This is a genomic window from Saccharopolyspora sp. NPDC045839, assembly GCF_056431645.1.
Genome location: NZ_JBWKKH010000002.1, coordinates 363,761 through 388,514, shown reverse-complemented (window position 1 = coordinate 388,514; position 24,754 = coordinate 363,761). Strand labels below are relative to the sequence as shown.

The following is a 24,754-nucleotide window of genomic DNA, read 5'->3' as shown; positions in this document are numbered from 1 at the left end:
CTGCTAGGCGGCGATGAGATCGGTCCAGGGCAGGTCGAGGCGGCGGTAGAAGTCCTCGGCGATGAGCATCCCGCTCCTGCTGCCCTGCATGACGACGACACCGAACAAGGCGTGGAAGGGCATCGCGACCAGCACGTAGCCGAGCTTTCCGATGTGCGGCAGCGCTCTTGGTGGTCGGTCGACGCCGATCACCAGGCTGAAGAAGAGATACCCCACGATGAGGAAGTGCAGGTTCATCAGTTGATGGCCCCAGTGGAAGGGCATCAGCGTCTCGAAGATTGGCGTGAGGTAGAGGCCGTAGTAGGAGCCGGCGAACAAGGCGAACACCAGCAGCGGGTGGTAGACGAGTCGCGTGAACGGCCAGTGCATGATCCAGGTGATCCAGTCGTGCACCCCGGCGAACTGTCGCTTCCTGCTCGTGGCGCGGAGCAGCAGGGTGAGAACCCCGCCGAGGGAGAGGATCGCGGGAGCAAGCATGTTCAGGGTCATGTGCACGGCCATGTGCACGCCGAAGTCGGGAGCCGAGTACTTCCCGAAGCCTGAACTGGTCGCATAGACCACCAGGACCCAGCCGAGGCACCAGGTGGCGGTGCGTCCGGCCGGCCAGGGGTCGCCGCGTCGGCGCACGACACGAACCGAGATCAGGTAAACCGCGATGGCGACAGCCGCGATACCCGCGAAGAGGATGTTGGGCCGCCACTGCGTGAACAGGACCTCGAGGGTAGGGGAGTCCGGTACGTCGAAGCCGAGGAAGACCTGTTGGATGCTGGTCGGGGCGAAGAACTGCGGCGGTGGCTCCCGTGTCATTGCCACGCTGATCCCGACCCACCCGACAATGGCCAGACCTGAGATCGTGAGCAGCTGGGCGATCCGAGAGTCGCGCAACTGGCCCCGTCGGCGCAAGATCCAGCAGTACCCCGCCACGGCGAGCAGAACCGCCAAAGCACCCCATCTAGCAATGATGAACTTGCCGGTGAGCGAATTCAGCAGGCCCGTACCGGAAATCTTGAACGCGGCCACGACGACATCGGTGGCCACGATCACGGGAAACGCGACTGAGGCGAGACGGGCGAGGCGATGCAGCGTCTCACCTGGGACGAACCTACCCGAGGCAACTCGGATCAGGGCGACGAGCAGCACGCCGAACAATGCGGTCACGGCGAGGGTTTGGAACACGGCAGCATCGCTGCCGAGGTCGTGCGAGGGGCCGACGAGGGCCTGCCCGGTCACTACTGGGGCGAGCACGCCGAAGGCGGAGGCCCACAGCGGAATCAGCAGTCCTGTCCACCGCCACCCGTAGAAAGCCGAGCACAACACGATCAGGGCGGCGAGGAAGGTCACGGTCCAAGCCCTTGGTGCGTCCGTCACCGCCCACAAGTTCGGGAGCTCGTTCGGGTCGGCGAGCCGAGCGATGGACAGCCCATTGGTGTCGAAGGCGGTGAATACGACCAGTCCGCCGGAGAAGGTGGCCCAAGCGCCCGATGCCGCCTTCAGAACTGCGTTCTCGATGTTGAGGTCGACGACCTGCGTTGCTTTCGCACCTGCCTCCCGCAGGAACAGGCAGTAGATGAGCGCCCCGACGGTCACCAGCGCCGACAACTCGGCGCCCACCAGCAAGACCGTCGTGGTCACAGTAGTCGCCAAGCCAGGGAAACCGAGAAGAACTCGTTCAAAGGAGTCAGGGCCAAGTAAGACGGTCGTCGACAGGGGAATCGCGACCGCGATGAACAACCCGACGGTCGCGCTGAAGGCCACCGCAACGGCGCTGCGCCGCACTTTTCTGGCATCCAATGCCCAACGTCGGGAGGCATGCCCTTCGCCGCTGCGCACGACCGTTCGCTCTGTATGCGTCTCGCTTGTCACCGTGCCTGAACCTGCCTTCTCGTCGCTCACCTGATTTCACGGCGTGAGCAGTCCGCTGACCTCCCGGTCCTTAGTGCGGGCACGCCAGAGCTTCGCGGCGGAGATCGAGCTCGTCACCGCATGTGGTGCCAGAATCAGCTCGTGACGACGTCTTTCCCGTGCAGTGGGCACAAGGTCACGGCGTCGCCGGTCAGCGCCAGCATCTTCTCCGCGGCCGCGAGCAGCTCGACCAGTGCTTCCGGATGCTTGAGGGAGTAGACCGAGGCCCGCCCCTGCGGCCGCGATGTCACCATGTCGGTGTCCTTGAGGCACGTCAGGTGCTTCGACACCGTGCTCTGCGAGAGTCCGAGATGCTTCACGAGGTCAACCACACGGTGCTCACTCAGCTGCAGATGGTGCAAGATCACCAGCCGAGACGGGTCACTGAAGCTATGGAACAGGGAAGCAGCAGGGACCATCGCGTCAACTTCCACGACGGCAACATCAGATTGCGCAGACTTCATTTTCATCGCCATACGGCGATGATACCTCCCTGGGGGCTTAATCCGATCAGGGCGGCGGTCCTGACCCCGATGCCAGGCATAGGTCAGGGCCTCGGCCGAGCGCTTTGCGTCGCTCCAACACGTTCTTCAGGACCTCGGCCAACCGGGGCAGGGCCATGTCGGCCACAGCGGCGCCAGGAACGACCATGGCCCGCTCGGCCAGGACCGGCAACAGCTCGTTGACGAGCCGGGCGCCCATGCCGGGCGCGTGCTTGGTTGCGATCGAGATCAACCCGCGGCGGCTGGTTTTGGCCAGGCTGATCGGGGCCGCCACAGCGAGCCAGGGGCTTCACCACTGCGGCATAGGTGAAGCACAGTCTGAGGGCTCGTTCGACGGCAGGATGGATGGCGGTGATCCCGTCGCGGATCCGAGTTGCTTCGGCGGCCAGATCGTCATCGACCCCGACCAGTACGCCGAGTTCGGCCGGGGAGTCGTCGCTGACATCGACCTGCCGCAACGTGTGCGGGAGGCATCGGCGATCACGAAGGCGACGCGGACGCTGGTCTTGGCTGTCCCGCGGAGGCTGATGTCGGCGTTTGTCGGGGTCTGGATCCGAGACGCACCTGCCCGAGGGTCGGCTGCGCGGTGAGCACTGAAGCCGGGAGGAGAAGATTCCCATGAGCATCGTCATCCAGGGCGTCGTCGAGCACGGCGACGCATGCGGTCGCCTGCTGGGCTTCCCGACCGCGAACCTGCGCATGCCGCGCGGAACGGAACACGACGGCGTATGGGCAGCCTGCGCGGCCGTCCCCGGCTGGGGCACGTGGCCGGCGACCGTTTCCGTCGGCACCCGCCCCACCTACTACGACGCCAACTCGGTCCACCTCGCCGAGGTACACCTGCTGGACTTCGACGGCGACCTGTACGGACGCCACATCAGCGTGGAACCCACCGACCTGCTGCGCGGACAGGTCGCCTGCTCCTCGACGTCCGCGCTCGTCGATCTCATCCGTGACGACGTGCGCCGCACACGCGCCCTACTCGCCCAGGCACCCGGCACGTCCGGTGCCGCCGAGGAGGCAGCACCGGATGCTGTGGTCGGCTGCACTAGCAGTCCCACCACAGCCGGAGACGTGGCCAGGCCGCATTTCGCATAGATATCGCCCCAAGCGAGATCGTCCGATGCAGAAAGCACATCGGCAGGCACTCGCAGGCGACGAGCCCGGAGGTCTGAACAATGAGAATCGCTGAGATGAATCCAGGGCGCGGACGTGTGCGGTCGCATCGTTGCCGCGGGTGAGAACGTCTCCGCCGACCGAATCGGGGAACGGGGCCTCGTGCGCACCATGTTGCGCCGCTATGTCGGCTATCGCCCCTTCGAGTGCTGGACCTTCGGCAGCGAGTGCGACGGCGGATTCGCTTAGTACGCCGTCGCGTCGACGAATTATGAGCTCACGCAAGGGGGCAAACGTGATTCGGCGGGGGAGCTGTTGGCACCGCAGAAAAGGCACGGGAGTGCGCACAGTGGCAGTACTGCTGAGCCCAGGAAGCCACACAAGGCTTCAAGCGCAGCAAACAGGCTTCGCTGTTTCTCCATTTGATGGATAATGTTGATTATCCATCAAATGGAGATGTGGCGCGAGGAGAGAGCCGGAGCCCTTCCCGGGGGATTGATGGTCGCGCACCCAGGCCGATCGGCTCTCTCGCGGTCCGCACGTTCAACGGCTCCGCATCGGCACACCACGCGCCTTGCCGACCGGCCGAATCATCAGGCCAGATCGTTCCACATGACGCGCCCGGCGGATCTGGCTCGGCCCGCCGCGAATCATGTGGATCATGATCCGGCGGATTGCTTCGATGATGGCCCGCAGTTGGACGTCCCGTTCCACCTACATAATTTTGTCACAGTGACGTTAATAGGCGGAGGGGGGCCGAGACCTGGTAGATCGAGCCGGATGGGCGACCGGAGAGCCTTCGTCGGCATCCGACACCATCAGCCGGCCAAACTCGGCGCTCCACAAGCCGGCTGCGGCGACGGAGCCTCACGGCACACGTCGACCAACGTCAACTCGGCTCACGGCGCAATCCCATGGTCGATATCGCGCTCAGCGCTCGACGCGATGTCAGCTGGCGCCGACGAGTCAGCCAGTCGGCGTCGCCGGTCGCCAGGCGCGTTGTCCGGCTCGTCGGCACCTGGCGTCGAAGCCGGATGCGACAAGGCGTGAAAACCCGAAAGAACAGGCCCTTCTGGCCGCCGTCTCTGCAGGTCGATTAAACGCCGATAATGTACATTATGTTAAGTAATGCGTTTGCGAGGTGCCCCGACCGCCACCCCGGCCTCCGGCCACGTCCCGGGCGCGTTATCGCGCGACCTGACTGCACACCGAGTCCGCCGCGCTCATCAACGCCTCGGTATCCCGAGCGACGGAAAGGCGGCTCCTGGCTTCGAGTGCATGCTTGGTCGCACACCCGCGAGTCTGACTCGCCAGTTGTGCGCCAGCGAGAAAAGCTGCGCCGGACCGCCGGAATCGGCCGCCTCTCCCCTCGGTGTCCCGTCCGAGATCAACACCCTAGAGATGGACACATCGCAATGGGTTGATGGCTTGTGCGACGGAGTCGCCCCACTCCCCTTGTCCTCAAAGTCGAATCGTGTTGCTGGATCCGGAAACACGTTGGGCGCGAACAACTTTCACGTGAGTTGGTCACTCAACACCGTCGCGTCCTCCCATCAGTGGCTATGCCGGGGGAAACGGCCCTGCATGGACGACCATTCCTCCCACCGCACCGGATGATGAGTGCCGACCAATTCGCTTCGCAGCAGGTCTGCTCGTACGTCTGGAGGCATCGGTGGCAGTTCTGTGCAGACCGGCGGTTGCGGTTCCCGAGCACGTCATCACGGTGGAGGAAACTCTTGAGCACGCCCGTCGAGTCCACGCCGATCACCCGCAACTCCCCCTCGCCCTGCGGTTGATCGGCAACACCGGGGTCCGCAAGCGCCACCTCGTCCGGCCGATCTCGGAAACGTTGGAGCACCCGGGGTTCGAGGTGCGCAACAGGATCTACGAGGAGCAGGCCAAGCTGCGCGTGCCGGCCGTCGTGTCCCGGGCGCTGGCCAATTCCGGGTTGCGGGCCGAGGACATCGATCTGCTGGTGTACGTGTCGTGCACCGGGTTCATGATGCCGTCGATGACCTCGTGGCTGATCAACTCGATGGGGTTCCGCCACGACACGCGGCAGCTGCCGATCGCGCAGCTCGGGTGCGCCGCAGGTGGCGCGGCGATCAACCGCGCGCACGACTTCTGCACCGCCTACCCCGACTTGAACGCGCTGATCGTCGCCTGCGAGTTCTGCTCGCTGTGCTACCAGCCCGACGACCACGACATCGGTTCGTTGCTGTCGAACGGGTTGTTCGGCGATGCCGTCGCGGCCGCCGTGGTGCGGGGTTCCGGCGGTAGCGGGGTTCTGCTGGAGCGCAATGCCGCGGCGATGATCCCGGATACCGAGGACTGGATTTCCTACCAGGTGAAGGCCACCGGCTTCCACTTCCGGTTGGACAAGCGGGTGCCGACGACGATGGAGCCGCTGGCGCCGGCGCTTCGTGCATTGGCGGATCGGCATCGGTGGGATGTCGCGGGGCTGGACTTCTACATCATCCATGCGGGTGGGCCGCGGATCCTCGACGATCTGACGAAGTTCTTGGGAGTGCCGCCGGTGGCGTTCCGGTACAGCCGGGCGACGCTCACGGAGTACGGGAACATCGCCAGCGGCGTCGTGCTCGATGCGCTGCTGCGGATGTTCGACGAGGGTTCGGTGCCCGATCGGGCGCGTGGGTTGATCGCTGGTTTCGGCCCGGGCATCAGTGCGGAGATGGCCGTCGGCAGTTGGATTTCGGCGCCGGAGCCTACGATCGTGCGTCCCCGCGGTGAGCAGATGGCGGTTGCGCGTCCGTTGGGAGGTCGCTGATGTCTGATCGGTGTCCGGTGCGGAGCTACGTGCCGCCGAACATCGCCGGGGTGGGGTTCGATCCGGATCTGGCCGCGTTCTTGCGGGACGAGCCGGTGGCGCGGATCCGGATGCAGTTCGGGTCGGGTGAGGCGTGGCTGGTGACGCGGTACGAGGACGTCAAGTTCGTCACCTCGGATCCGAGGTTCAGCCGGGCGGCGATCGCGGGCCAGCCGTTCCCGCGGATGACGAAGCACGTCATCCCGTTGGACCGGGCGGTGAGCTATGCGGATCCGCCGGGGCATGCGCGGATCCGGCGGGTGGCGGCGAAGGTCTTCGCGCAGCGCAACGTCGAGCGGTTGCGGGCGCGCGCCGAGCAGGTGGTGGCCGAGCGGATTGCGGCGTTGGTCAGCGCGGGGCCGCCGGCCGATCTGGTGGAGCACGTGGTGGCGCCCTTTCCGATGGCGATGATCGGTGAGGTCGTGGGTGTTCCGGAGGACGATCGGCCGTGGTTGATGTGGTGCTCGGAGACGTTGCTGAGCATGGCGCGCGACGAGTCGGAGGTGGCTCGCAACGGTCGGATCAAGGACGAGTTGTACGCGTACTTCCACAAGTTGGTGGCGCGGCGCCGCCAGGAGTCGGGTGATGATCTGCTGACGGTGCTGGGTGCTGCGCGCGATCGTGGCGAGATCGATGACGAGGAGCTGGGCGCGCTGGTGATGCTGGTGTCGCTGAACGGGTGGCACGCGGTTCGCTACAACAGCTCGAACATGGTGTACGTGCTGTTGACGGAGCCGGGTTTGCGGGATCGATTGGTGGCCGAGCCCGGGCTGGTTCCGCATGCGGTGGAGGAGCTGCTGCGTTTCATCCCGCACAAGCGCGGTGTCGGGCAGCCGCGGGTGGCCACCGAGGACGTGGTGATCCGGGGTGTTCGGATTCGGGCCGGGGATGTCGTGCACGTCTCGTACGTGACGGCGAACTGGGATCCGGAGGTCTTTCCCGATCCGGAGCGGTTCGATCTGGGGCGTGCGGAGATTCCGCACGTGGCGTTCGGGCATGGGCCGCATTACTGCGTGGGGCCGTTGTTGGCGCGGATGGAGTCGCAGGTGCTGCTGGGTGGTTTGGTGGAGCGTCTCCCCCGGCTTCGGTTGGCGGTGCCGCCGGAGGAGGTCCGGTGGCGGGAGGACGTGATGATCCGTGGCCCGGTCGGTCTGCCGGTGACCTGGTGATTCGGGGAAGGTTCAGCGCTGATGCAGGGTTTGGTCGTTCCGCCTGGTGATGGGAAGCGGATCGTGACGGGTGCGCAGGACGTGACGTTCAAGGTCACGGGGGCGCATTCGTCGGCGGCGTCGAGTTTCGAGGTGGTGGTGCCGCCGGGTTTCGACGTCGGTGCGCATGTGCACGCCTCCAGCGAGGAGTTGTTCTACGTGCTGGAGGGTGAGCTGGAGCTGTTGGCGTTCGAGCCGGTCGTGCGTGGTGGGGACAGCTGGTCGGAGTGGGAGGGCGAGTCGGGGCAGCGGGTTTGTCGTGCTGGTCCGGGCAGTGTCATGTTCGTGCCGCCGGGGTGTCCGCATGCGTTCGCCAATCGTGGTGAGGTTGCGGCGCGGATGTTCTTCCAGTCGTCGCCGCCGTCGCATCATGAGCGGTACTTCGAGGAGTTGTTGGAGATCCTGGAGGCTCCGGGTGGCGTGGATGATGTGGCGGTGGCGGAGTTGCGTCGGCGTCATGACATCGAGCAGTTGACGCCGTTGCGGTTCGATGTGTGAGGTGCGGTTAGGCGTCGGGTAGTGCTTCGCCGGTTTCCAGCAGGGTTTTGAGGCTGGAGAGCAGGGCGGGCCAGCCTTGGGTGATCATGGTGAGGACGGTGCTGTCCGGTTCGAAGCCGTCGTGGATCACGGTGAGTTTGACGATGTCGCCGAGGGGTTCGATCTCGAAGGTGACCTTCGAGCGGGGTTCGGCGGCGATCGTGGTGAGCGTGTCGTCGTCGATGCCGCTGCCTTCGGCCCATTGCGTGGTGAAGGTGTGCCAGGTGTAGGCGAGCTTGCGGTGGGGTTCGGCTTCGAGGACGACCTGGGCGGGGTCGGTGATCGTGGTGCCGGGTACGTGCCAGGTCATGGTGGAGCCGGGTTGCCAGTCGGTGTCGATGGTCAGGCCCCAGTAGCAGCGGGTGAAGGCGGGGTCGGTGAGGGCTTGCCAGAGCCGTTGCGGCGTGGTGTTGATGTAGGTCGTGTAGACGAATTCAGGGTTGTTCACGGGTTGCTCCAGTGCGGTTTTGAGGTCTGCGAGTGCGCGGATGCGTTGTCGGTCGTACTGGTTGATCCAGCGTTCGGTGATGGCGTTGATCGGTTCGGCGTTGAGGTAGTGGAGTTTTTCGCGGCCGCGTCGCACGGTGGTGACGAGGTTGGCGGCTTCGAGCACTGCGAGGTGCTTGCTCACGGATTGCCGGGCCATGTCGAGGCCGCTGCACAGTTCGCGCAGGGTTTGGCCGTTGTGCGCGTTCAGGTTGTCGAGCAGTTGGCGACGGTTGGGGTCGGCCAGTGCTTTGAACACGTCGTCCATCTCACCTACCAAAAGTGCAGCCGGTTGGCTGCGGGAATATAGGCAGCCTGTCGGCTGCATGTCAAAGGATGGCCGGTAGGCTCCCGGTATGGCTGTGGTGCTGGTGCACGGCAGTTTCCTGGGGCCCTGGTCGTGGCGCGATGTCGTCGCGGATCTGGAGGGCGTGGGTATCGCGTGCTCGGTCGCGGATCTGCCCAGCGGGCTCGGCGGCATCCGCGATGCGGCCGGTGATCTGCACGACGATGCCGCTCAGGTTCGGGAGCTCCTGGACGCGGTGGCCGAACCGGTGGTGCTGTGCGGGCACTCCTACGGCGGTGCGGTGATCACGGAGGCAGGTGCAGGGCATCCGGCTGTGCGGCGGTTGGTGTACCTCGCCGGTGCGATGCCTGATGCCGGGCAAAGCCTGGCCGATCTCGCTCCCCCGCCTGTTGTTGGGCCCGGGGCGCGGGAGGCGGTGCGGTGGCGGGTGGATGGCTTGCTGGAGCTGACGGCGGATTCCGCGCGGGAGGCGTTGTTCCACGACTGCTCCGCGGCGCGGGCCGAGGAGGCGATTTCGTTGCTGCGGCCCAGCAATCCGGTGATCAGTGCGCAGGGTGTGCGGGCGGCGGCGTGGCGGGAGGTGCCGGCGACCTTCGTGCGGGGCGCGGCCGACCGGATGCCGGAGCTGGTGTCGGGTTCGCTCGAGTGGGACGCGGTCGAGGTCGTGGAGTTGCCGGCCGGGCACTGCCCCAACTGGTCCCGTCCGGATCTGGTCGCCGCCCTGCTGGCCGATCTAGCGGGATCGCTGTGACGACGGCTGTGGTGTCGTGCGTGCTCGGACGCACGACACCACAGCGGGTCAGTCCTGCACGGCCATCTCGCCGAGCAGCGACCAGTCCTGCTGGTCCACGGTCGCGTTGACGATCCGCGGTGTCTCGGCGAGGTGCGGCGGGAGGGTTTGCCGGGCCTGCTTGAAGTGCTCGGACTGGACGTGCGCGGCGCCGGCCTGGTCGTCGCGGAAGGCTTCGACCAGGACGTACTCGTTCGGGTCGTCGAGGCTGCGGGACCAGTCGAACCACAGGCAGCCGGGCTCGGCGCGGGTTGCCCTGGTGAATTCGGCTGCGATCTCCGGCCACCGGTCGGCGTGTTCGGGCCGGATGCGGAACTTGGCGGTGATGAAGATCATCGCGGGTACTCCTTCGGGCGTCGTGGTGCTCGGCTTCCGCCGGGCTCGATGATCCTAAGGAACCGTGCGTGGGGTGATTCGGGCTGGTCGGCTTCGATTCAGTCCAGGCCGAGGTGTTGCGCGTAGTGCTCGCGCAGCTGGTCGGTGCGGTCTGCGGGCCAGGGGCAGCGGATGTCGCCGTGCAGGGCCGCGAACACGATTTCGAGGTAGACCTGCCATGCCGCGAGGAGGGTGGTCCGTTCGGCGGCCTGTGCGGCGGGCAGGGTGTGGGTGAGCGTGAGGCGGGTGCCGATCGGGTGCTGGTCGCGGAGCTGGAACCGGACGGTGCCGCCTGGTTGCCAGGCGTATTCCAGGGTGTTCGGGGCGTCGACGGTGGTGAGTGCGCCGGCCTCGCCGTAGCCGTGGGTGCTCTCCAGCGGGGGCTGGGTGCCTGCGGTGGGGTTGCTGTCGCCGGTGATGAGCGTCCAGACCTCGTGGGGTGGCTGGACGAAGTCGCGTTCGAAGCGGATCTCGTGGCCGTTGCCGGTCTCGTGCAGTTCGCCTTCGCCGAGGCCGAACTGCTCGATGTAGGCCTCGGCGCGTTCGAACCAGGTCTGCATGGAGAATTCGGCGGTCGTGCCGGTGAGCCGGGCGGCGAGGCCGTCGAGGCAGGCGTCCCAGCCGGCGGTGTGGCGGGCGATCGATGGGCGGTCGCTGTCGGGACCGTGCAGCGCGTGGCTGAACACCAGCAGGCAGCCTGCGGGGCGTGGGAGCAGTTCGCAGCGGATGACGTCGGTGTCCCAGCGGAAGGCGAAGACCTTCGGCGGGTCGGCTTCGAGGATCTCCCCTTCGTCGGCGGTGTCGGAGCCTTCGAAGGTGAAGCGCATCTTGGTGCCCGGGACGGGTTGGTCGAAGTCGATGCGGGCCGGGAACCAGTGGGTCAGCTCGGCGGGGTCGGTGATGGCGCGCCACACCTTCTCCGGCGGGTGGTGCAGCAGTCGTTGCAGGCGCAGGACGGGGCGGTCGCCGATCATCGTGACGGACGTGTCGGTGTTCATGGCTGGGTGTCCTCCGGGTCGGGCATGGCGTCGAGGTGGCGTTGCAGGGCGTCGAGGCGTTCGTGCCACATCTGCCGGTAGGGCGCCAGCCAGGCGTCGATCTCGGCCAGTGGCTCGGGACGCAGCCGGTACCAGCGGCGTTGGGCGTCCTGGCGGACTTCGACCAGGCCTGCTTCGCGCAGCACCTTGAGGTGCTTGGACACCGTGGGCTGGCTCAGCGGGAGGCGGTCGACGAGGTCGCCGACGGCTCGTTCGCCGGTGCGCAGCAGGTCGAGGATGTCCCGGCGGTGCGGTTCGGCCAGGACTTCGAAGGTGCTTGCCACCTCGTCAATATAGCTGAGCGGAAATATGCCTGCGAGTTCGGCGGGATCAGGCCGTGAGCACGGCCTGGGTCTGGGTGGTGTGCCCGACGCGGCGCCCGTCGACGTCCAGCAGTTCCGTCTGCACCGCGATGTTCGTGCGGCCCACGTGCAGCGGGCGGCTGACCGCGTGCAGCGCACCCTCGCGCAGCGCGCGGAAGAAGTTCGTCTTCGATTCGATCGTGGCGGTGTGCGCGCCCTCGGGGAGGTTGAGGAACGCGCAGATCGCGCCGATCGAATCGGCCAGCGCCATGACCGCTCCCCCGTGCAGCACTCCCCCCGCCGTGCAGCGCTGCGGTGCCCAGTCCAGGTGCCCGCGGACCTCATCGGCGCTCGCGGAGTCGATCTGCACACCCAGCGACTCCGCGAACGGCATGAGCGCGACGAGCTGCTGGTGGTCGATGGCGGTCATGAGCTCTCCTCCGCGAGGATCCGGGCCGCGGCGGCGACCAGTTCGGCATTGTCGGCGGCGACCTGCCCGTCGGGCAGCAGCAGGGTGTCTTCCAGGCCGATGCGGGTCGCCAGCCCACGGCGGGCGGCGACGGTCAGCACCGGCCACGCACCGGCCGCCTCGCCGTGCAGCAGGATCGGTGTCGCCGCCGGGCGCAGCCGCTCCAGCAGGGCTTCGGCGGTCGCCGGGGCGCCGCGCGCGGTCAGGTCGGTGACCTCGGCCAGCACCCGCAGGACCCGGCCGCGGTGCGGGGAACGCAGGAACTGGTGGTCGCCGTCGGTGCCGGAGTAGATGCCCGCCTCGACGCCGATACCGCGCTCCAGCAGCACTGCCGCGACGTCGTCCGCGCCGGGCTCGTGCCAGTTCACCGAGGCGTGATCGGGCAGCACCGTCCACGCCCGGATGGCCCGGATCCGGTCGGCCGGGTCGGGCGCGGTCCAGGCGCCGGTGGTGACGCCGACACCGACGCCGGGTGCCGCGGCCCGCACCGCGCGCAACGCGGCGGCGACCGCGTGCGGGTCGAGGCTGTCGGCCCCGTCGGGTGCTTTGGGGTGCAGGTGGATGTCGGTGGCGCCGGCGGCGATGCTGTCCGCGGCGGCCTTGGCCAGTTCCTCGGGACGCACGGGCAGGTGGAAGTGCTCGCGCGGCGAGCGGGCGCCGTTGAGGCAGACCTGCAACATGTCCTGATTCTCCCCTGCGCCGGCGGTAGTGCGGAAGCTGACGACCCCGTTTCGTGATCATCGTGGGCGCGACAATCCGCCCGGATCGGTGATTGCGGCGTCTGTACTAGCGTGGTGGCCGTGGTGTTGAGCAACCGGATCCTGCGGGGCGTGGCCGCCGGCGAGATCACCCTGGCGTTCCAGCGCTGGCCCAGCCCGCTGGCGCGGGCCGGCTCGCGGTTGCACACCGCGGTCGGGGTGATCGGTGTCGACGAGGTCGCCGAGGTCGATCCGGCCGAGATCACCGATGCCGACGCCCGCCGCGCCGGCTTCGCCTCCGCAGCCGGGCTCCGGTCCTCTTTGGACAAGCACGGCCGCGGCGCGGTCTACCGCCTCGCCCTCAGCTACGCGGGCTCTGCGCCCGAGCTGCCGCCGGAACCGGTGGAGCTGCGTCCCCGCGAGCGCGCCGAGATCGACCGGCGACTGGCGCGGCTGGACGTCGCCTCCCCGCGCGGGCCGTGGACCAAAGCCGTCCTGGAAGTGTTGCGTCGGCGCCCCGGGCTTCGGGCCGCCGAACTCGCCGCAGACCAGGGGCGGCCGGTGTCCCGCTGCAAATCCGATGTGTGGCAGTTGCGCGAGCTCGGCCTCGTCGAGCCCCAGGAGTCGGGCTTCCGGCTGTCCTCGCGCGGGCAGTCCTATCTCGACGGTCCCACCTGAACGAGGAGCACGTCCTGATCCACCAGACCAGCCCCGCCGACATCCACACCGACGCCGAAACCGCACTGTGCGCGGCGATCCGGGCCTACAGCCGCGGTGATACCACCACCGCGCACAGTGCGGCCGAACAGGCCCGTGCCCTGGACCCGGACAGCGAACTGGCGCGGCTGCTGGCCGTGATCACCGCGGGCGGTGATGCCGCGGGCGTCTACGACTCCCCCGCGGCATTCCGGGCGTTCATCCGCGGCGGCGGCAACATCGGCCTCTACGAGGCCACCTCCGGCGCGCTGCGCGAGCTCTACCAGCGGCACCGGCCTCAGCGGCTGCTCGACATCGGTACCGGCGACGGGATGGCGCTGCTGCCCGCGCTCACCGAGCACAGCCCCGCCGTCGGGGTCGTCGAGCCCAGTGCCGCGCTGCTGGCCGAGACCACCGCCGAGCTGACCCGGCGCGGCATCCCGCACCTCTCGTGGCCGTGCACCGCCCAGGACTTCACCGCCACCCACACCCGGCGCTGGGACCTGGTGCAGTCCACCTTCGCGCTGCAATCCCTGCCCGAGGCCGACAAGGCCCGGGTGCTGCGCTGGATCGCCGCGCACACCGACCGGTTCGTGCTGGTGGAGTTCGATGTCCCGGAGGTCGCCTCGGTGTGGGAACCCGCGTGGTTCCGCGACTGCCTGGCCCGGCTGGAGCGCGGCCTGCGCGAGTACGACGACGACCGCGATCTCGTCGGCGCCGGGTTCATCCTCCCGGTGATCCTCGGCAAGTTCGGCACCGCCGCGCCTACCAACTACGAGCTGGCCATCGACGCCTGGGAAGCGCTGCTGCGCGAGGCCGGGTTCGCCGGGATCACGACCCGGCGGCTGGCCGACTACTGGTGGCGGCCGGCGTTCCTGGTCGAGGCGGTCACCGGGGCCGGATGATGCCGCGCTGCAATGCCGTGGTGATCGCCGCCGTGCGGTTGTCCACGCCGAGCTTGTCGTAGATGTGCACCAGGTGCGTCTTCACCGTCGCCTCGCTTATGAACAGCGCCTTCGACAGCGCCCGGTTGGACAAGCCCTGGGCCAGCAGCTGCAGGATCTCCACCTCGCGCGGGCTCAGCGCGGGCTGCGGGCGGCGCAGGTGGCCGAGCAGTCGTGCCGCCACGCCGGGTGCCAGCGCCGTCTGGCCCGACGCCGCCAGCCACACCGCCTGGCACAGCTCCTCCGGCGGGGCGTCCTTGAGCATGTAGCCAGTGGCGCCGGCTTCCACGGCGGTGAGGATGTCTGCGTCGGAGTCGTAGGTGGTCAGCACCAGCACCGGCGGGCCGCCGTCGGCGGTGATGCGGCGGGTGGCCGTGACGCCGTCCATGCCGGTGGGCATCTGCAGGTCCATCAGCACGATGTCCACCTCGGTGCCGGCCAGCACGTCCAGCGCGGCTTGCCCGTCGGCGGCCTCGGCCACCACCGTCATGTCCGGCCGGTCGTCGAACATCGCCCGCAGCCCGCGCCGGACCACCGGATGATCGTCGACGAGCAGGATGCGCAACGCTTCGGCCATCACCGGATCTCCTCATCGGTCAGGGGCAGCCGGATGGCCACCGCGGTGCCGTCGCCGGGCGCGGACTCCACCGCGAGCCGCCCGCCCAGCGCGCCGATGCGTTCCCGCAGCGCGATCAGCCCGTATCCGCTGCCATCCGGTGCGGGCCGGACCGCGGCCGGGTCGAAGCCGGCACCGTCGTCGTAGATGTCGAGGGTGACCTCCGTGTCGAGGAACCCGAGCGTGACCACCGCGGTGCGGGCGCGGGCGTGGCGGACGACGTTGCCGAGGCTGGCCTGTGCCGCGCGCAGCAGCGCCACCTCGTAGCCGGACGGCAGTTGCACGGGTGCGCCATCGGTCTGGAAGCGGCAGTGGATGTCCGATTCCCTCGCGGTGTCCTCGCACAGCCGCTGCAGCGCCTGCGGCAGTCCCGCGCCGGTCAGCGATGGTGGCCGCAGGTCCCGCACGAAGCGGCGGGCCTCGTCGAGGTTGTCCGCCGCCGTGCGCTGTGCCTCGGCGATGCGGGCGCGGGCCTTGTCCGCTTGCAGTGGCAGCGCCGAGTCCGCCGCGCGCAGCAGCAGCACGATGCTCGACAGGCCCTGGGCCAGGGTGTCGTGGATTTCCCTGGCCAGTCGTTCACGCTCGGCGGCCACCCCGGCCTGGTGCTGCGAGGACGCCAGCTTCGCGCGGGTGCGGGTCAGGTCGTCGATGAGGACTTGCCGGCGCTGGCTCTCGGCGTAGATCGCCGAGTAGCCCCAGGTGATCACCACGGCCACGCCGGCCCCGACGACCGGGCCCAGCACCATGCCCACGCTCCAGGTCCCGGCGTGCCAGCCCTGTGCCGAGACGACCAGGGCGGTGACCGCCACGACCGCGACCAGTGCGTGCCGCCCGCGCAGCAGGTGCAGGTGCAGGAAGAACAGCGGGAAAGCCAGCCACGAGAAGTCCGGGCTGATCACCAGCAGGACCGCCCACACCGCGGTGACCGCCGCCAGCCACGTCATCGCCAGCCACCGCCGGTGCAGGGCGTGGCGCACTGCCGCGCCTGCGGCGTACACGGCGGTGAGCAGCACCGCGCCGGCCACCGCCAGCCAGGCGGTCGGGCCGGCGGGGTGGGTGAGGAACACCCGCGTGGTGGCGATGCCCAGCAGCAGCAGGAATCCCGCGTGGAACACCAGCCGCATCAACCGCAGGATCGCCACCGGGCCGGGGCCGGCGGGCAACGACGTTTCGGACACTGTGGACACCTTAAGGCCTGCGGGTGGACGGGGCGGACGGTGCTCGCCAGGGTCCTTTCTAGACATCGCCGCCGGGTCGCGGCATCGATCGTTCGGTTGAGATCGGGGTGCACCGCGCGGCAGGCCCGGAATCAATCCGCGCGGCGATGGCAGCGGGGCCGATCGCGGCGAGGCTGGATGCCGGAATCGACCACGACCGGAAAGCAGAGCACCGTGTTCCTCGCCATCCGCGACATCCGCTTCGCCAAGGGGCGGTTCGCGCTCATGGGTTCGGTGGTCGGGCTGATCACGCTGTTGATCGTGCTGCTGTCGGGACTGACCGCGGGACTGGCCCACCAGTCCACCTCGGCCATCTCGCAGCTGCCCGCCACCCACATCGCCTTCGGCACGACCAGCGCCGAAGCCCCCGAGCAGTCCTTCGCCGACTCCTCGGTCACCCAGGCCCAGCTCGACGCCTACCGCGCCGCGCCCGGCGTGCAGCGCGCCGCGCCGCTGGGCATCACCCAGACCCGCCTGGAAACCGCCACCGGCGGCGCGGCGGCCACCATCTTCGGCGTGCGCTCCGCCGACGGACTCGCGCCCGAGGCGGTCACGCCCGGCACGCTGGTGATCAGCCGCGAGCTCGCCGAGGACAACGACCTGGCCGTCGGGCAGACCGTGCTGGCAGGCACGCAGCGGCTGACCATCAGCGGCATCGCCGACAACGCCTACTACAGCCACACGCCGGTGGCGTGGACGACGCTGGAGACCTGGTCGGAGCTGCGGCCCCCGCGCGTCGACCCACCGCTGGCCACCGTCATCGCCGCCGAGGTGACCACCGACCCGGCGCAGGCCGACGCCGCAGCGGGCACCACCACGGCCACCACCGGTGCCAGCCTGTCGGCCATCGGCTCCTACTCCTCGGAGAACGGGTCGCTGCTGATGATGCAGGGCTTCCTGTACGCGATCTCCGCGCTGGTCATCGGCGCGTTCATGACCGTGTGGACCATCCAGCGCAGCGGCGACATCGCGATCCTCAAGGCCCTGGGCGGTGCCACCGGATATCTGCTGCGGGATGCGCTGGCGCAGTCGGCGATCGTGCTGGTGCTCGGCGCCGGTGCCGGCGGCGCGGTCGGGGTCGGCCTGGGGTCGCTGGCGGTGCAGGTCGTGCCGTTCCAGCTCACCGCCGCCACGACGGTGCTGCCCATCGCCGCCATGATCGTCCTGGGCATGGCCGGTGCCGTCCTGGCCGTCCGGCGCATCACCTCCGTCGACCCGCTGACCGCTTTGGGAGCAGCCCGATGAGCCTCACCCTGACCGATGTCCGCCTGACCTACCCCGACGGCGACCGCGTCCTCACCGCCCTCGACGAGGTGTCGCTGCAGGTCGATGCCGGCCGGATGCTGGCCGTCGTCGGCCCCTCCGGGTCCGGCAAGTCGAGCCTGCTGGCAGTGGCCGCGACCCTGCTGCGCCCCGATTCCGGCCGCGTGGTCGTCGACGGCGTCGACGCCGGTGGTCTTTCCGCCGCGCAGCGGGCCCGGCTGCGGCTGGAGAAGATCGGCATCGTCTTCCAGCAGCCCAATCTGCTCGGTTCGCTGACGGCCGCCGAACAACTGCTCGCCGTCCAGCACATGCGCGGCGGTGCGGTGCGGCGGCAGCGCCGTGCGGCCGCCGAAGCGCTGGCCGCGGTCGGGCTGGATGGCAAGCAGCACCGGCGTCCGCACCAGCTCTCCGGTGGTGAGCGCCAGCGGGTCAACATCGCCCGCGCCCTCACCGGCAGGCCCGCGGTGCTGCTGGTGGACGAGCCGACCGCCGCGCTCGACCAGGAGCGCGGCGGCCAGATCGTCGAGCTGCTCGCCGAGGTCACCCGCCAGCACCAGGTCGCCACCGTCATGGTCACCCACGACACCGAGTACCTCGACCAGGTCGACGAGGTGGCCGTGATGCGCGACGGGCTGCTGGTCCGTTCAGTAGCGGGTGCCCATCGCTGAGCGCACTTCGGCGAGGGTCGCCTCGGCGATGGCGTTGGCGCGCTCGTTGCCTTCGCGCAGGATCCGGCGGAGATAGCCGCGGTCCTGCGCGAAGGCGGCGCGGCGTTCCCGCATCGGCGCCAGGTTCTCGTTGACGGCCTCGGTGACGGTGCGCTTCAGCGCCGCCGCGCCACCCGGGCCGATGTCCGTGGCGACGTCGTGCGGATCGCGCCCCAGGCACAGGGCCGCGAGCAGCACCAGGCTGGAGACCTCCGGGCGCGACTGCGGGTCGTAGGTGATGTGGCGCTGCGCGTCGGTCTTCGCGCCGCGGATCAGCCGTGCGGTCTCATCGGCGGTGGCCGACAGCGTGATCGCGTTGCCGCGGCTCTTGCTCATCTTGGTGCCGTCGGTGCCCAGCAGCAGCGGCGCCGGTGACAGCAGTGCGTCGGGCTCGGGCAGCAGCCGCCCGTAGCGGTCATTGAAGCGGCGCGCGATCGTGCGGGTCAGCTCCAGGTGCGGCAGCTGGTCCTGGCCCACCGGCACCAGGTTGGCCTTGCAGAACAGGATGTCGGCGGCCTGGTGCGCGGGGTAGGTGAACATCAGGCCGCTGACGGCCGCCTGCCGCGAGTGGTTGATCTCGTCCTTGACCGTGGGGTTGCGGCTGAGCTCCGAGACCGACACCAGGCTCAGGAACGGCAGGAGCAGCTGGTTGAGCGCCGCGACCGCGCTGTGGGTGAAGATCGTGGCGGTCTGCGGGTCGATCCCGGCGGCCAGGTAGTCCAGCACCAGGTCGTCGACGTGCTCGCCGAGGTGTTCGGCCAGGTCGCGGTCGGTGAGCACCTGGTAGTCGGCGATGATCACCATCATCTCCACGCCCTGGCGCTGCAACCGGACGCGGTTGTGCAGGGTGCCGAAGTAGTGACCCAGGTGCAGCAGACCGGTCGGGCGGTCGCCGGTGAGCACCCGGAAGTCGTTGGGGCGCAAGGCGATCTGCTCCTCCAGCTCGGTGCTGCGGCGCACGGCGGTGGAGGTCTCGATCACGGTGGTCATGGTGTTCTCCTCGGTCTGGTGGCGGGGTCCGGCCGGGGCCCCGGGACGCGTGGAGAACACGAAAAAGGGCCGTCCATCCGAACGGCCCGAGACGTGCGTGCTGAGATGGCCGCTCCTAACCGGAGCGCCACCACGCGAAGCACGAACTGCGAATCACGCCGCCATCCTAACCCGCTCCGGCCACGCACTGCCCGTGGTATGACCGAAACCATCCCCGTGGTGGCGGCCGGTCCGGGGATGCGGTCACGGGATTTCCACGGTCATCGTCGTGTCGGTGATGGCGAACCCGAGCCGCTCGTACACGTGCTGCGCCGGATTGCCGACCGTGACGGCCAAACCCACCTCGCGCCGGCCCTGCGCGCTCAGCCACGCCATCGCCCGCTTCAGCAGCAGCCCGCCCAGGCCGGCGAATTCCGGTGCCGGGCGGCGGAACACATCGCCCACCCACGGGATGCCGTCGCGATCGTTGACCACCAGCCCGGCCCCGACCCGGTCGTCGGCGTCGACCACCAACGCGCTGCACCCCAGCACCGGCCCCAGCACCCGGCCGGTCAGCAGCGGCTGCAGCAGCTCCGCCAGCGCCTGCTGATCAGTGCCGGAGACCCGGTCGGGATGGCCCGACGGGTATGCCTCCCGCCACGGCTCCAGCAACTCCGAGGCCGGGCGATCGCAGTCCACCACCCGCATCGGCGCCGCCGGCATCAGCTCCGCCCATTCCGGCGGGGGCGGGTCGGCCCGCAGATCCCGCCGCATCGCATGCGCGTGTCGCTTCAGCCGCGCACCGTCGCGCACCAACGCCTCGCCCTGCTCCGGCGCGACGAACAGCTTCCACCCGGGCAACTCGGCGCGGAGCAGATCCAGCGCACCGGGCCCGTCGATGCCCAGCACCTGCGCGGTGCGCGGCATCGCGTTCGGGACGTAGGACACCGTCGTGGTGCCATCCGAGAGCAGCGCGGTGTCGCCGGCGTGGTTCTCCTGCATCATTCGACAAGCACTACACCCGAATCTCTCGTCAGGGCAACCGAAATAGCGTCGGGACGGACGTTGGGGGCCTGCCTCGCGCGGCAGGCCCCCAACGGTTCGGCTATCGGAGAACCGGTTTCACCGGCCGCTGCCTTCGTTGGTGGCCACGGCGTGCGCCGAGCCGTCCTGCCCGTACCCGTCCTGGCCCTTGCTGCCCTGCGCGTTGCCGTGCTGCCCATTGCCGTCCTGGCCGTGGGCGACGGCACAGTTCCCGCTCTCGCACGCCGGCGCGGGCAGTGTGACGGCGTCCCACGGCTGGTCCTGGGCGTGGGCGAGGCCGGCGGTGGTGCCGGTGAAGGCCGCGGCGAGCACGGCGGCGCTGAGGAATCGGCGCATGATCACATGTCTCCCAAATGCTCGGGCCCCTCCTGCGGGGGCCGGTGGCCCCAGGCCAACATCGACGGGCGGCTCGCGCCGACTGGATCACCACGACAGGCGAGTGGATCTACCCCGTCCGGCGGACGGGGCGCGGAAATTCCCTTGACATGCGCGGCGGGCGTGCCGCTAAGATCAACACCACTATGAAGAACTGACTTCGAGCTAGGCCCGCGTCCGAGGCTTCCGCGACCTGCTTCCACAGGCTCGCGTCGAATCATGCCCGGCGGGTAATTGCCATCGAGTCCCCTGGTGTGACGCCCCAGTGTCCAATGCTTCTCCTGCTTCCTCGTTCGTCCTCCGCGCACGCGATCTCGTCAAGTCCTATGCGGACCGGGCCGTCCTCGCCGGGGTGTCGCTGACCGCCTCGCCCGGCCAGCGCATCGGCCTGGTCGGCGAGAACGGCGCCGGCAAATCCACCCTGCTGCGCATCCTCGCCGGCGCGGAAGATCCCGACAGCGGCGAGCTCACCCGCCCCGACGACCTCGGATTCCTGCACCAGGAACCACCTTTCACTCCCGAAACGACGCTGGGGGCCGCGCTGGACGAGGCGCTGGCCGACCACCGCGCCGCGCAAGCCCGCCTGACCGAACTCGCCGACGCCCTCGGCGAGGCACCCGAGGACCCCGGGATCCTCGCCGCCTACGGCGAAGTCCTCGACTGGGCCCAGCAGCACGACACCTGGAACGCCGACCACCGCGCCGAAGTCGTCCTCGACGGGCTCGGCCTGGGCGGCATCACCGGCGACCGGCGCATCGGCACGCTCTCCGGCGGCCAGCGCAGCAGGCTGGGCCTGGCCGTCCTGCTGCTGCGCCGGCCGCGCGCGCTGCTGCTGGACGAACCCACCAACCACCTCGACGAAGCCGCCCTGACGTTCCTGCAGCAGCACCTCGCCGCGCTGCCCGGCGCCGTCGTGCTGGCCAGCCACGACCGCGTGTTCCTCGACGCGGTGTGCACCGACATCCTCGACCTCGACCCCGCCGTGGACGGGCCCACCCGCTACGGCGGCACCTTCACCGACTACCTCGCCGCCAAACGCGCCGAACGCGCCCGCTGGCAACAGCGCTACACCGCCGAGCAGAACGAACTCGCCGCCCTGCGCCACGCCGTGGACGTCACCGCCCGCCAGGTCAGCCACCACGGCATGCGGCGCGACAACGCCAAGATGGCCTACGACTACTCCGGCGGCCGGGTCCAGAAGCAGATCTCCCGCCGGGTGCGCAACGCCCAGCAGCGCCTCGACGACCTCACCGCGGCCCAAGTTCACGAACCGCCGAGCCCGCTGCGCTTCGCCACGCCCCTCACCGGCCGCGAAACCACCACCGATGTGGTGCTGCAGATCCGGGAAGCGGGCGTGCACGGACGGGTGTGGATCGACGAACTCGACGTCACCGGCACCGACCGGCTGCTGATCACCGGCGGCAACGGCGCGGGCAAGTCCACCCTGCTGCACCTGGCCGCCGGCCGGCTGGCACCCGACACCGGCAGCGTGCAGCGCCGCCACGACGTCAGCATCGGCCTGCTCGAACAGGACGTCACCTTCGCCGAACCCCGCAAGAGCCCCCGGCAGATCTACGCCACGCCCCACCGGGAGGACCGGCCCGACCTGCGCGACCTGGGTCTGCTCGCCCCGGCCGACCTCGACCGCCCCGTCGGCGTCCTCTCGGTCGGCCAGCGCCGCCGCCTGGCCCTGGCCCTGCTGCTCGCCGACCCACCACAGGTGTTGTTGCTGGACGAACCCACCAACCACCTGTCGCTGACCCTCGTCGGCGAACTCGAAGACGCCCTGCACACCGCGCCCGGCGCCATCGTCGTCGCCAGCCACGACCGATGGCTGCGGCGACGCTGGAACGGGCCCACCCTGAACCTGCACGACGGCCGAAGCGCCTGAGGGGAGCCGCCACCATGCCCAACACGCCCGACCCCACCCGGGTGCACCCCAGCACCCGGCCCGAACTGACCAACGTGGCCTTCCTGTCCACAGTGGTCAGCTCCCCGCTGATCGAGATCGGCGAGTACACCTACTACGACGACCCCGCAGGCGCGGCCGAATTCGAAACCCGCAACGTGCTCTACAACTACGGACCCGCGCGGCTGCGCATCGGCCGGTTCTGCGCGCTGGCCACCGGAGCGCGGTTCATCATGCCCGCCGCCAACCACCCCATGATCGGCTGCTCCACCTACCCGTTCACCATGTTCGGCGGCGACTGGGCCCGGGCCACCCTCGACCTCGCCACCAGCCTGCCCACCAAGGGCGACACCGTCGTCGGCAACGACGTCTGGATCGGCCGCGACGCCACCATCATGCCCGGCGTGCGCATCGGCGACGGCGCGATCATCGCCACCGGCGCGGTGGTCACCGGCGACATCCCCGCCTACGGCATCGCCGGCGGCAACCCGGCTCAGGTGATCCGCCGCCGCTTCTACGACGACGACGTCGAACTGCTCCAGCGCATCGCCTGGTGGAACTGGCCCGTCCAGACCATCACCACCCACGTGCGGACCATCATGGGCGGCGACCCCAAAGAGCTCGCAGCCCTGGCCCGACGGGAAGGGCTGCTCGATGACTGAACGTCACATCACCACCCCCGACGGCCTGCTGCTGTGGAGCGAATCCCGCGGCGACCCGGCGGACCCGCCGGTGCTGCTGATCATGGGCGCCAACACCAACGCGCTGGGCTGGCCCGACGAGTTCGTCGACGCCCTCGTCGCGCACCGCCTGCACGTCGTGCGCTACGACCACCGCGACACCGGCCGCTCCACGCACCTGGACATCACCGACTACGCCTTGACCGACCTCGCCCGCGATGCCGTGGCGGTCCTCGACGGCCACGGCATCGCCACCGCCCACGTCGTCGGCCTGTCCATGGGCGGCACCCTCGGCCAGCTGCTCGCGCTGGACCACCGCGACCGGCTGCGCACCCTCACCCTGATGCTGACCGCCGCCCTCGACGTCGACTTCGCCGACTCGATGCGCCGCGCCGTCGAAGGCGAACCCACCGACCTGCCCACACCCACCCCGAGAGTGGTCACCGCGATGGCCCACCGCACGGACCCCGCACCCGACCGCGCCACCGCGCTGCAACGCCGCATCGACGAGTGGCGACTGCTCGCAGGCGACGAAATCCCCTTCGACGCCGCGGAATTCCGCCGCTGGGAGAACGCCGCGATCGACCACGCCGGCAGCTACCGGCAACCGTCCGCGCACGCCTTCGCCACCCCGGTCCCCACCGAACGCGGCGCCGAACTGCGCCACGTCTCCACGCCGACCCTGGTCATCCAGGGCCCGCAGGACCCCATCAACCCGCCCCCGCACGGCCGGCACCTCGCCGACCTCATCCCCGGCGCCCGCTGCGCGACCATCCCCGGGCTCGGCCACGCCCTGCCCGGCGCGCTGCACCGCCAGATCACCACCACCATCACCGACCACATCGGACACTTCGAGAGGACCACCGCGTGATCGACCCCCGCCTGCGCGACCGCGTTGCCGTGATCACCGGCGCCAACAGCCCGCTGGGCATCGGCGCCGGCATCGCCCGTGCCCTGGCCCGCCAAGGCGTCAAAGTCGTGCTCGCCTCCCTGCCCGAAACACCCCCGACCCGCGACACCACCGGCGCCGACCGCACCTACGGCACGGCGAAGGCAACCGACACCGATCACGTGCGCGATGCCCTGCGCGCCGACGGCGCCGACGCCGAATCGCTGGCCGTCGACCTCGCCGACCCCGCCGTCGTCCCGGCGATCTTCGACCACGCCGAAACCCACTTCGGGCCGGTGGAGATCCTCATCAACAACGCCGCCCACTGCGTGCCCGACACCTTCCGGACCGACCCCGCGCGCGGCGCCACCACCGTCGCCGCGGCGAGCCTGGACGCCCACCACGCCGTCAACACCCGCGCACCCGCGCTGCTGATGGCCGAATTCCACCGCCGCCACCGGCGCCGCAAGGCCGGCTGGGGCCGCGTCATCAACATCTCCACCGACGCCGCGCCCGGCGCGGCCGACCAGATCTCCTACTGGGCGACCAAGAACGCGCTGGAATCGCTGAGCCGCTCCGCGGCCATCGAACTCGGCGCCGCCGGCATCACCGTCAACATCATCTCGCCGGGCCCGGTGCAGACCGGCTGGATCAGCGACGACATGAACACCCGCTTCGCCGAGTTCAGCCCGCTGGGCCGCGTCGGCCGCCCCGACGACATCGCCGACCTCGCGGTCTTCCTCGCCTCCCACCAAGCCCGCTGGGTCACCGGCCAGACCATCTACGCCGGAGGCGGCAAACGCATGATCTAGCGCCGTCCACTGTGTCCCGCCGATCGGCGCGGCAGGGAAAACCGGGAACGAAACACCGGAATGCCGGGGCGAAATC

28 protein-coding genes are annotated in these 24,754 nt (G+C 69.5%); 14 read left to right on the top strand and 14 right to left on the bottom strand.

The genetic code is table 11. The features are described 5' to 3' along the window. Window positions 1–3: 3 nt before the first annotated feature. Window positions 4–1,893, bottom strand: coding sequence for a cytochrome c oxidase assembly protein (locus AC07EQ_RS04785; protein ID WP_478386582.1), 1,890 nt, complete (start codon window positions 1,891–1,893; stop codon window positions 4–6). 104 nt (window positions 1,894–1,997) lie between these two features. Next, window positions 1,998–2,378, bottom strand: a complete 381-nt coding sequence (locus AC07EQ_RS04780) for an ArsR/SmtB family transcription factor (RefSeq protein WP_478386581.1) — start codon at window positions 2,376–2,378, stop codon at window positions 1,998–2,000. A 173-nt stretch (window positions 2,379–2,551) separates the two neighbouring features. Here AC07EQ_RS04780 and AC07EQ_RS04775 point away from each other — a divergent pair, with 173 nt between their 5' ends. Together AC07EQ_RS04775 and AC07EQ_RS04770 are read left to right on the top strand one after the other, a co-directional pair. Then, on the top strand, window positions 2,552–2,995 hold the full coding sequence (locus AC07EQ_RS04775; RefSeq protein ID WP_478386580.1) for a hypothetical protein: 444 nt from the start codon (window positions 2,552–2,554) through the stop codon (window positions 2,993–2,995). A 28-nt stretch (window positions 2,996–3,023) separates the two neighbouring features. Next, a complete protein-coding gene (locus AC07EQ_RS04770; RefSeq protein WP_478386579.1) occupies window positions 3,024–3,503 on the top strand; it encodes a riboflavin kinase in 480 nt (159 codons plus the stop codon). Window positions 3,504–4,064: 561 nt separating this feature from the next. Here the strand turns inward: AC07EQ_RS04770 and AC07EQ_RS04765 are convergent. Beyond that, on the bottom strand, window positions 4,065–4,235 hold the full coding sequence (locus AC07EQ_RS04765) for a hypothetical protein (protein WP_478386578.1): 171 nt from the start codon (window positions 4,233–4,235) through the stop codon (window positions 4,065–4,067). 958 nt (window positions 4,236–5,193) lie between these two features. Here AC07EQ_RS04765 and AC07EQ_RS04760 point away from each other — a divergent pair. From AC07EQ_RS04760 to AC07EQ_RS04750, 3 genes are all read left to right on the top strand, one after another. Further along, window positions 5,194–6,309 carry a type III polyketide synthase gene (locus AC07EQ_RS04760; RefSeq protein ID WP_478386577.1) on the top strand — a complete coding sequence of 372 codons (1,116 nt, stop codon included), beginning with the start codon at window positions 5,194–5,196 and terminating at the stop codon, window positions 6,307–6,309. Further along, a complete protein-coding gene (locus AC07EQ_RS04755) occupies window positions 6,309–7,517 on the top strand; it encodes a cytochrome P450 (RefSeq protein ID WP_478386576.1) in 1,209 nt (402 codons plus the stop codon). Before AC07EQ_RS04760 ends, AC07EQ_RS04755 begins: the two co-directional genes overlap by 1 nt. 63 nt (window positions 7,518–7,580) lie before the next feature. Continuing rightward, entirely contained in the window at window positions 7,581–8,054 is a 474-nt protein-coding gene (locus AC07EQ_RS04750) for a cupin domain-containing protein (protein ID WP_478386575.1), read from the top strand. Between the two features lie 7 nt (window positions 8,055–8,061). Here AC07EQ_RS04750 and AC07EQ_RS04745 read toward each other — a convergent pair whose 3' ends face one another. After that, entirely contained in the window at window positions 8,062–8,847 is a 786-nt protein-coding gene (locus tag AC07EQ_RS04745; RefSeq protein WP_478386746.1) for an ArsR/SmtB family transcription factor, read from the bottom strand. Window positions 8,848–8,935: 88 nt separating this feature from the next. Between AC07EQ_RS04745 and AC07EQ_RS04740 the strand changes: the two genes are divergently transcribed. Further along, window positions 8,936–9,637, top strand: a complete 702-nt coding sequence (locus AC07EQ_RS04740; RefSeq protein ID WP_478386574.1) for an alpha/beta fold hydrolase — start codon at window positions 8,936–8,938, stop codon at window positions 9,635–9,637. A 48-nt stretch (window positions 9,638–9,685) separates the two neighbouring features. Here AC07EQ_RS04740 and AC07EQ_RS04735 read toward each other — a convergent pair whose 3' ends face one another. The 5 genes from AC07EQ_RS04735 to AC07EQ_RS04715 all read right to left on the bottom strand — a co-directional run bounded on the left by AC07EQ_RS04735 (window position 9,686) and on the right by AC07EQ_RS04715 (window position 12,539). Further along, complete coding sequence (locus tag AC07EQ_RS04735) at window positions 9,686–10,012, bottom strand: putative quinol monooxygenase (protein WP_478386573.1); 327 nt, start codon at window positions 10,010–10,012, stop codon at window positions 9,686–9,688. 98 nt (window positions 10,013–10,110) lie between these two features. After that, window positions 10,111–11,049: an SRPBCC family protein gene (locus tag AC07EQ_RS04730; protein ID WP_478386572.1), complete on the bottom strand. Its 939-nt coding sequence runs from the start codon at window positions 11,047–11,049 to the stop codon at window positions 10,111–10,113. Further along, window positions 11,046–11,372, bottom strand: coding sequence for an ArsR/SmtB family transcription factor (locus AC07EQ_RS04725; protein ID WP_478386571.1), 327 nt, complete (start codon window positions 11,370–11,372; stop codon window positions 11,046–11,048). Before AC07EQ_RS04725 ends, AC07EQ_RS04730 begins: the two co-directional genes overlap by 4 nt. A gap of 46 nt (window positions 11,373–11,418) precedes the next feature. Next, window positions 11,419–11,820 (bottom strand): PaaI family thioesterase, encoded by a 402-nt coding sequence (locus AC07EQ_RS04720; protein ID WP_478386570.1) that lies wholly within the window; start codon window positions 11,818–11,820, stop codon window positions 11,419–11,421. Then, entirely contained in the window at window positions 11,817–12,539 is a 723-nt protein-coding gene (locus AC07EQ_RS04715) for a 3-keto-5-aminohexanoate cleavage protein (RefSeq protein ID WP_478386569.1), read from the bottom strand. Before AC07EQ_RS04715 ends, AC07EQ_RS04720 begins: the two co-directional genes overlap by 4 nt. Window positions 12,540–12,659: 120 nt before the next feature. On the opposite strand from AC07EQ_RS04715, the gene AC07EQ_RS04710 reads away from it, so the two are divergent. Both AC07EQ_RS04710 and AC07EQ_RS04705 read left to right on the top strand, forming a co-directional pair. Next, entirely contained in the window at window positions 12,660–13,235 is a 576-nt protein-coding gene (locus tag AC07EQ_RS04710; RefSeq protein ID WP_478386568.1) for an ASCH domain-containing protein, read from the top strand. Next, window positions 13,142–14,158, top strand: a complete 1,017-nt coding sequence (locus AC07EQ_RS04705; protein WP_478386567.1) for a methyltransferase domain-containing protein — start codon at window positions 13,142–13,144, stop codon at window positions 14,156–14,158. The genes AC07EQ_RS04710 and AC07EQ_RS04705 overlap by 94 nt, the downstream gene beginning before the upstream one ends. On the opposite strand, the gene AC07EQ_RS04700 is transcribed toward AC07EQ_RS04705, so the two are convergent. Together AC07EQ_RS04700 and AC07EQ_RS04695 are read right to left on the bottom strand one after the other, a co-directional pair. Beyond that, window positions 14,142–14,774 carry a response regulator gene (locus tag AC07EQ_RS04700; RefSeq protein WP_132490194.1) on the bottom strand — a complete coding sequence of 211 codons (633 nt, stop codon included), beginning with the start codon at window positions 14,772–14,774 and terminating at the stop codon, window positions 14,142–14,144. The two genes, AC07EQ_RS04705 and AC07EQ_RS04700, sit on opposite strands and share 17 nt — an antisense overlap. Continuing rightward, window positions 14,774–15,991: a sensor histidine kinase gene (locus AC07EQ_RS04695; protein ID WP_478386566.1), complete on the bottom strand. Its 1,218-nt coding sequence runs from the start codon at window positions 15,989–15,991 to the stop codon at window positions 14,774–14,776. Before AC07EQ_RS04695 ends, AC07EQ_RS04700 begins: the two co-directional genes overlap by 1 nt. Before the next feature lie 177 nt (window positions 15,992–16,168). Here AC07EQ_RS04695 and AC07EQ_RS04690 point away from each other — a divergent pair, with 177 nt between their 5' ends. Continuing rightward, window positions 16,169–17,275, top strand: coding sequence for an ABC transporter permease (locus tag AC07EQ_RS04690; RefSeq protein WP_478386565.1), 1,107 nt, complete (start codon window positions 16,169–16,171; stop codon window positions 17,273–17,275). Beyond that, on the top strand, window positions 17,272–17,961 hold the full coding sequence (locus AC07EQ_RS04685) for an ABC transporter ATP-binding protein (RefSeq protein WP_478386564.1): 690 nt from the start codon (window positions 17,272–17,274) through the stop codon (window positions 17,959–17,961). Before AC07EQ_RS04690 ends, AC07EQ_RS04685 begins: the two co-directional genes overlap by 4 nt. Here AC07EQ_RS04685 and trpS read toward each other — a convergent pair. The 3 genes from trpS to AC07EQ_RS04670 form a co-directional block, all read right to left on the bottom strand. Beyond that, window positions 17,938–18,990 carry a tryptophan--tRNA ligase gene (trpS, locus tag AC07EQ_RS04680; protein ID WP_478386563.1) on the bottom strand — a complete coding sequence of 351 codons (1,053 nt, stop codon included), beginning with the start codon at window positions 18,988–18,990 and terminating at the stop codon, window positions 17,938–17,940. The genes AC07EQ_RS04685 and trpS overlap by 24 nt on opposite strands. A 243-nt stretch (window positions 18,991–19,233) precedes the next feature. Next, complete coding sequence (locus tag AC07EQ_RS04675; protein ID WP_478386562.1) at window positions 19,234–19,974, bottom strand: GNAT family N-acetyltransferase; 741 nt, start codon at window positions 19,972–19,974, stop codon at window positions 19,234–19,236. A 117-nt stretch (window positions 19,975–20,091) separates the two neighbouring features. Next, a complete protein-coding gene (locus AC07EQ_RS04670; protein ID WP_478386561.1) occupies window positions 20,092–20,349 on the bottom strand; it encodes a hypothetical protein in 258 nt (85 codons plus the stop codon). Window positions 20,350–20,653: 304 nt separating this feature from the next. On the opposite strand from AC07EQ_RS04670, the gene AC07EQ_RS04665 reads away from it, so the two are divergent. Genes AC07EQ_RS04665 through AC07EQ_RS04650 form a run of 4 tightly spaced genes read left to right on the top strand, consistent with a single transcriptional unit; the run spans window position 20,654 to window position 24,678 of the window. Then, window positions 20,654–22,279: an ABC-F family ATP-binding cassette domain-containing protein gene (locus tag AC07EQ_RS04665; protein WP_478386560.1), complete on the top strand. Its 1,626-nt coding sequence runs from the start codon at window positions 20,654–20,656 to the stop codon at window positions 22,277–22,279. Window positions 22,280–22,293: 14 nt separating this feature from the next. Beyond that, window positions 22,294–22,959 carry a CatB-related O-acetyltransferase gene (locus tag AC07EQ_RS04660; protein WP_478386559.1) on the top strand — a complete coding sequence of 222 codons (666 nt, stop codon included), beginning with the start codon at window positions 22,294–22,296 and terminating at the stop codon, window positions 22,957–22,959. Beyond that, on the top strand, window positions 22,952–23,848 hold the full coding sequence (locus tag AC07EQ_RS04655; protein ID WP_478386558.1) for an alpha/beta fold hydrolase: 897 nt from the start codon (window positions 22,952–22,954) through the stop codon (window positions 23,846–23,848). The genes AC07EQ_RS04660 and AC07EQ_RS04655 overlap by 8 nt, the downstream gene beginning before the upstream one ends. Beyond that, entirely contained in the window at window positions 23,845–24,678 is an 834-nt protein-coding gene (locus tag AC07EQ_RS04650; protein ID WP_478386557.1) for an SDR family NAD(P)-dependent oxidoreductase, read from the top strand. The genes AC07EQ_RS04655 and AC07EQ_RS04650 overlap by 4 nt, the downstream gene beginning before the upstream one ends. Window positions 24,679–24,754 lie beyond the last annotated feature (76 nt).

Coding starts and splice junctions, on each gene's coding strand:
- AC07EQ_RS04670 (WP_478386561.1), bottom strand. CDS start 20,349: ATGCGCCGATTCCTCAGCGCCGCCGTGCTCGCCGCGGCCTTCACCGGC.
- AC07EQ_RS04660 (WP_478386559.1), top strand. CDS start 22,294: ATGCCCAACACGCCCGACCCCACCCGGGTGCACCCCAGCACCCGGCCC.
- trpS (WP_478386563.1), bottom strand. CDS start 18,990: ATGACCACCGTGATCGAGACCTCCACCGCCGTGCGCCGCAGCACCGAG.
- AC07EQ_RS04735 (WP_478386573.1), bottom strand. CDS start 10,012: ATGATCTTCATCACCGCCAAGTTCCGCATCCGGCCCGAACACGCCGAC.
- AC07EQ_RS04730 (WP_478386572.1), bottom strand. CDS start 11,049: ATGAACACCGACACGTCCGTCACGATGATCGGCGACCGCCCCGTCCTG.
- AC07EQ_RS04720 (WP_478386570.1), bottom strand. CDS start 11,820: ATGACCGCCATCGACCACCAGCAGCTCGTCGCGCTCATGCCGTTCGCG.
- AC07EQ_RS04700 (WP_132490194.1), bottom strand. CDS start 14,774: ATGGCCGAAGCGTTGCGCATCCTGCTCGTCGACGATCATCCGGTGGTC.
- AC07EQ_RS04715 (WP_478386569.1), bottom strand. CDS start 12,539: ATGTTGCAGGTCTGCCTCAACGGCGCCCGCTCGCCGCGCGAGCACTTC.
- AC07EQ_RS04770 (WP_478386579.1), top strand. CDS start 3,024: ATGAGCATCGTCATCCAGGGCGTCGTCGAGCACGGCGACGCATGCGGT.
- AC07EQ_RS04685 (WP_478386564.1), top strand. CDS start 17,272: ATGAGCCTCACCCTGACCGATGTCCGCCTGACCTACCCCGACGGCGAC.
- AC07EQ_RS04690 (WP_478386565.1), top strand. CDS start 16,169: ATGCCGGAATCGACCACGACCGGAAAGCAGAGCACCGTGTTCCTCGCC.
- AC07EQ_RS04745 (WP_478386746.1), bottom strand. CDS start 8,847: ATGGACGACGTGTTCAAAGCACTGGCCGACCCCAACCGTCGCCAACTG.
- AC07EQ_RS04775 (WP_478386580.1), top strand. CDS start 2,552: ATGGCCCGCTCGGCCAGGACCGGCAACAGCTCGTTGACGAGCCGGGCG.
- AC07EQ_RS04655 (WP_478386558.1), top strand. CDS start 22,952: ATGACTGAACGTCACATCACCACCCCCGACGGCCTGCTGCTGTGGAGC.
- AC07EQ_RS04780 (WP_478386581.1), bottom strand. CDS start 2,378: ATGGCGATGAAAATGAAGTCTGCGCAATCTGATGTTGCCGTCGTGGAA.
- AC07EQ_RS04755 (WP_478386576.1), top strand. CDS start 6,309: ATGTCTGATCGGTGTCCGGTGCGGAGCTACGTGCCGCCGAACATCGCC.
- AC07EQ_RS04740 (WP_478386574.1), top strand. CDS start 8,936: ATGGCTGTGGTGCTGGTGCACGGCAGTTTCCTGGGGCCCTGGTCGTGG.
- AC07EQ_RS04675 (WP_478386562.1), bottom strand. CDS start 19,974: ATGATGCAGGAGAACCACGCCGGCGACACCGCGCTGCTCTCGGATGGC.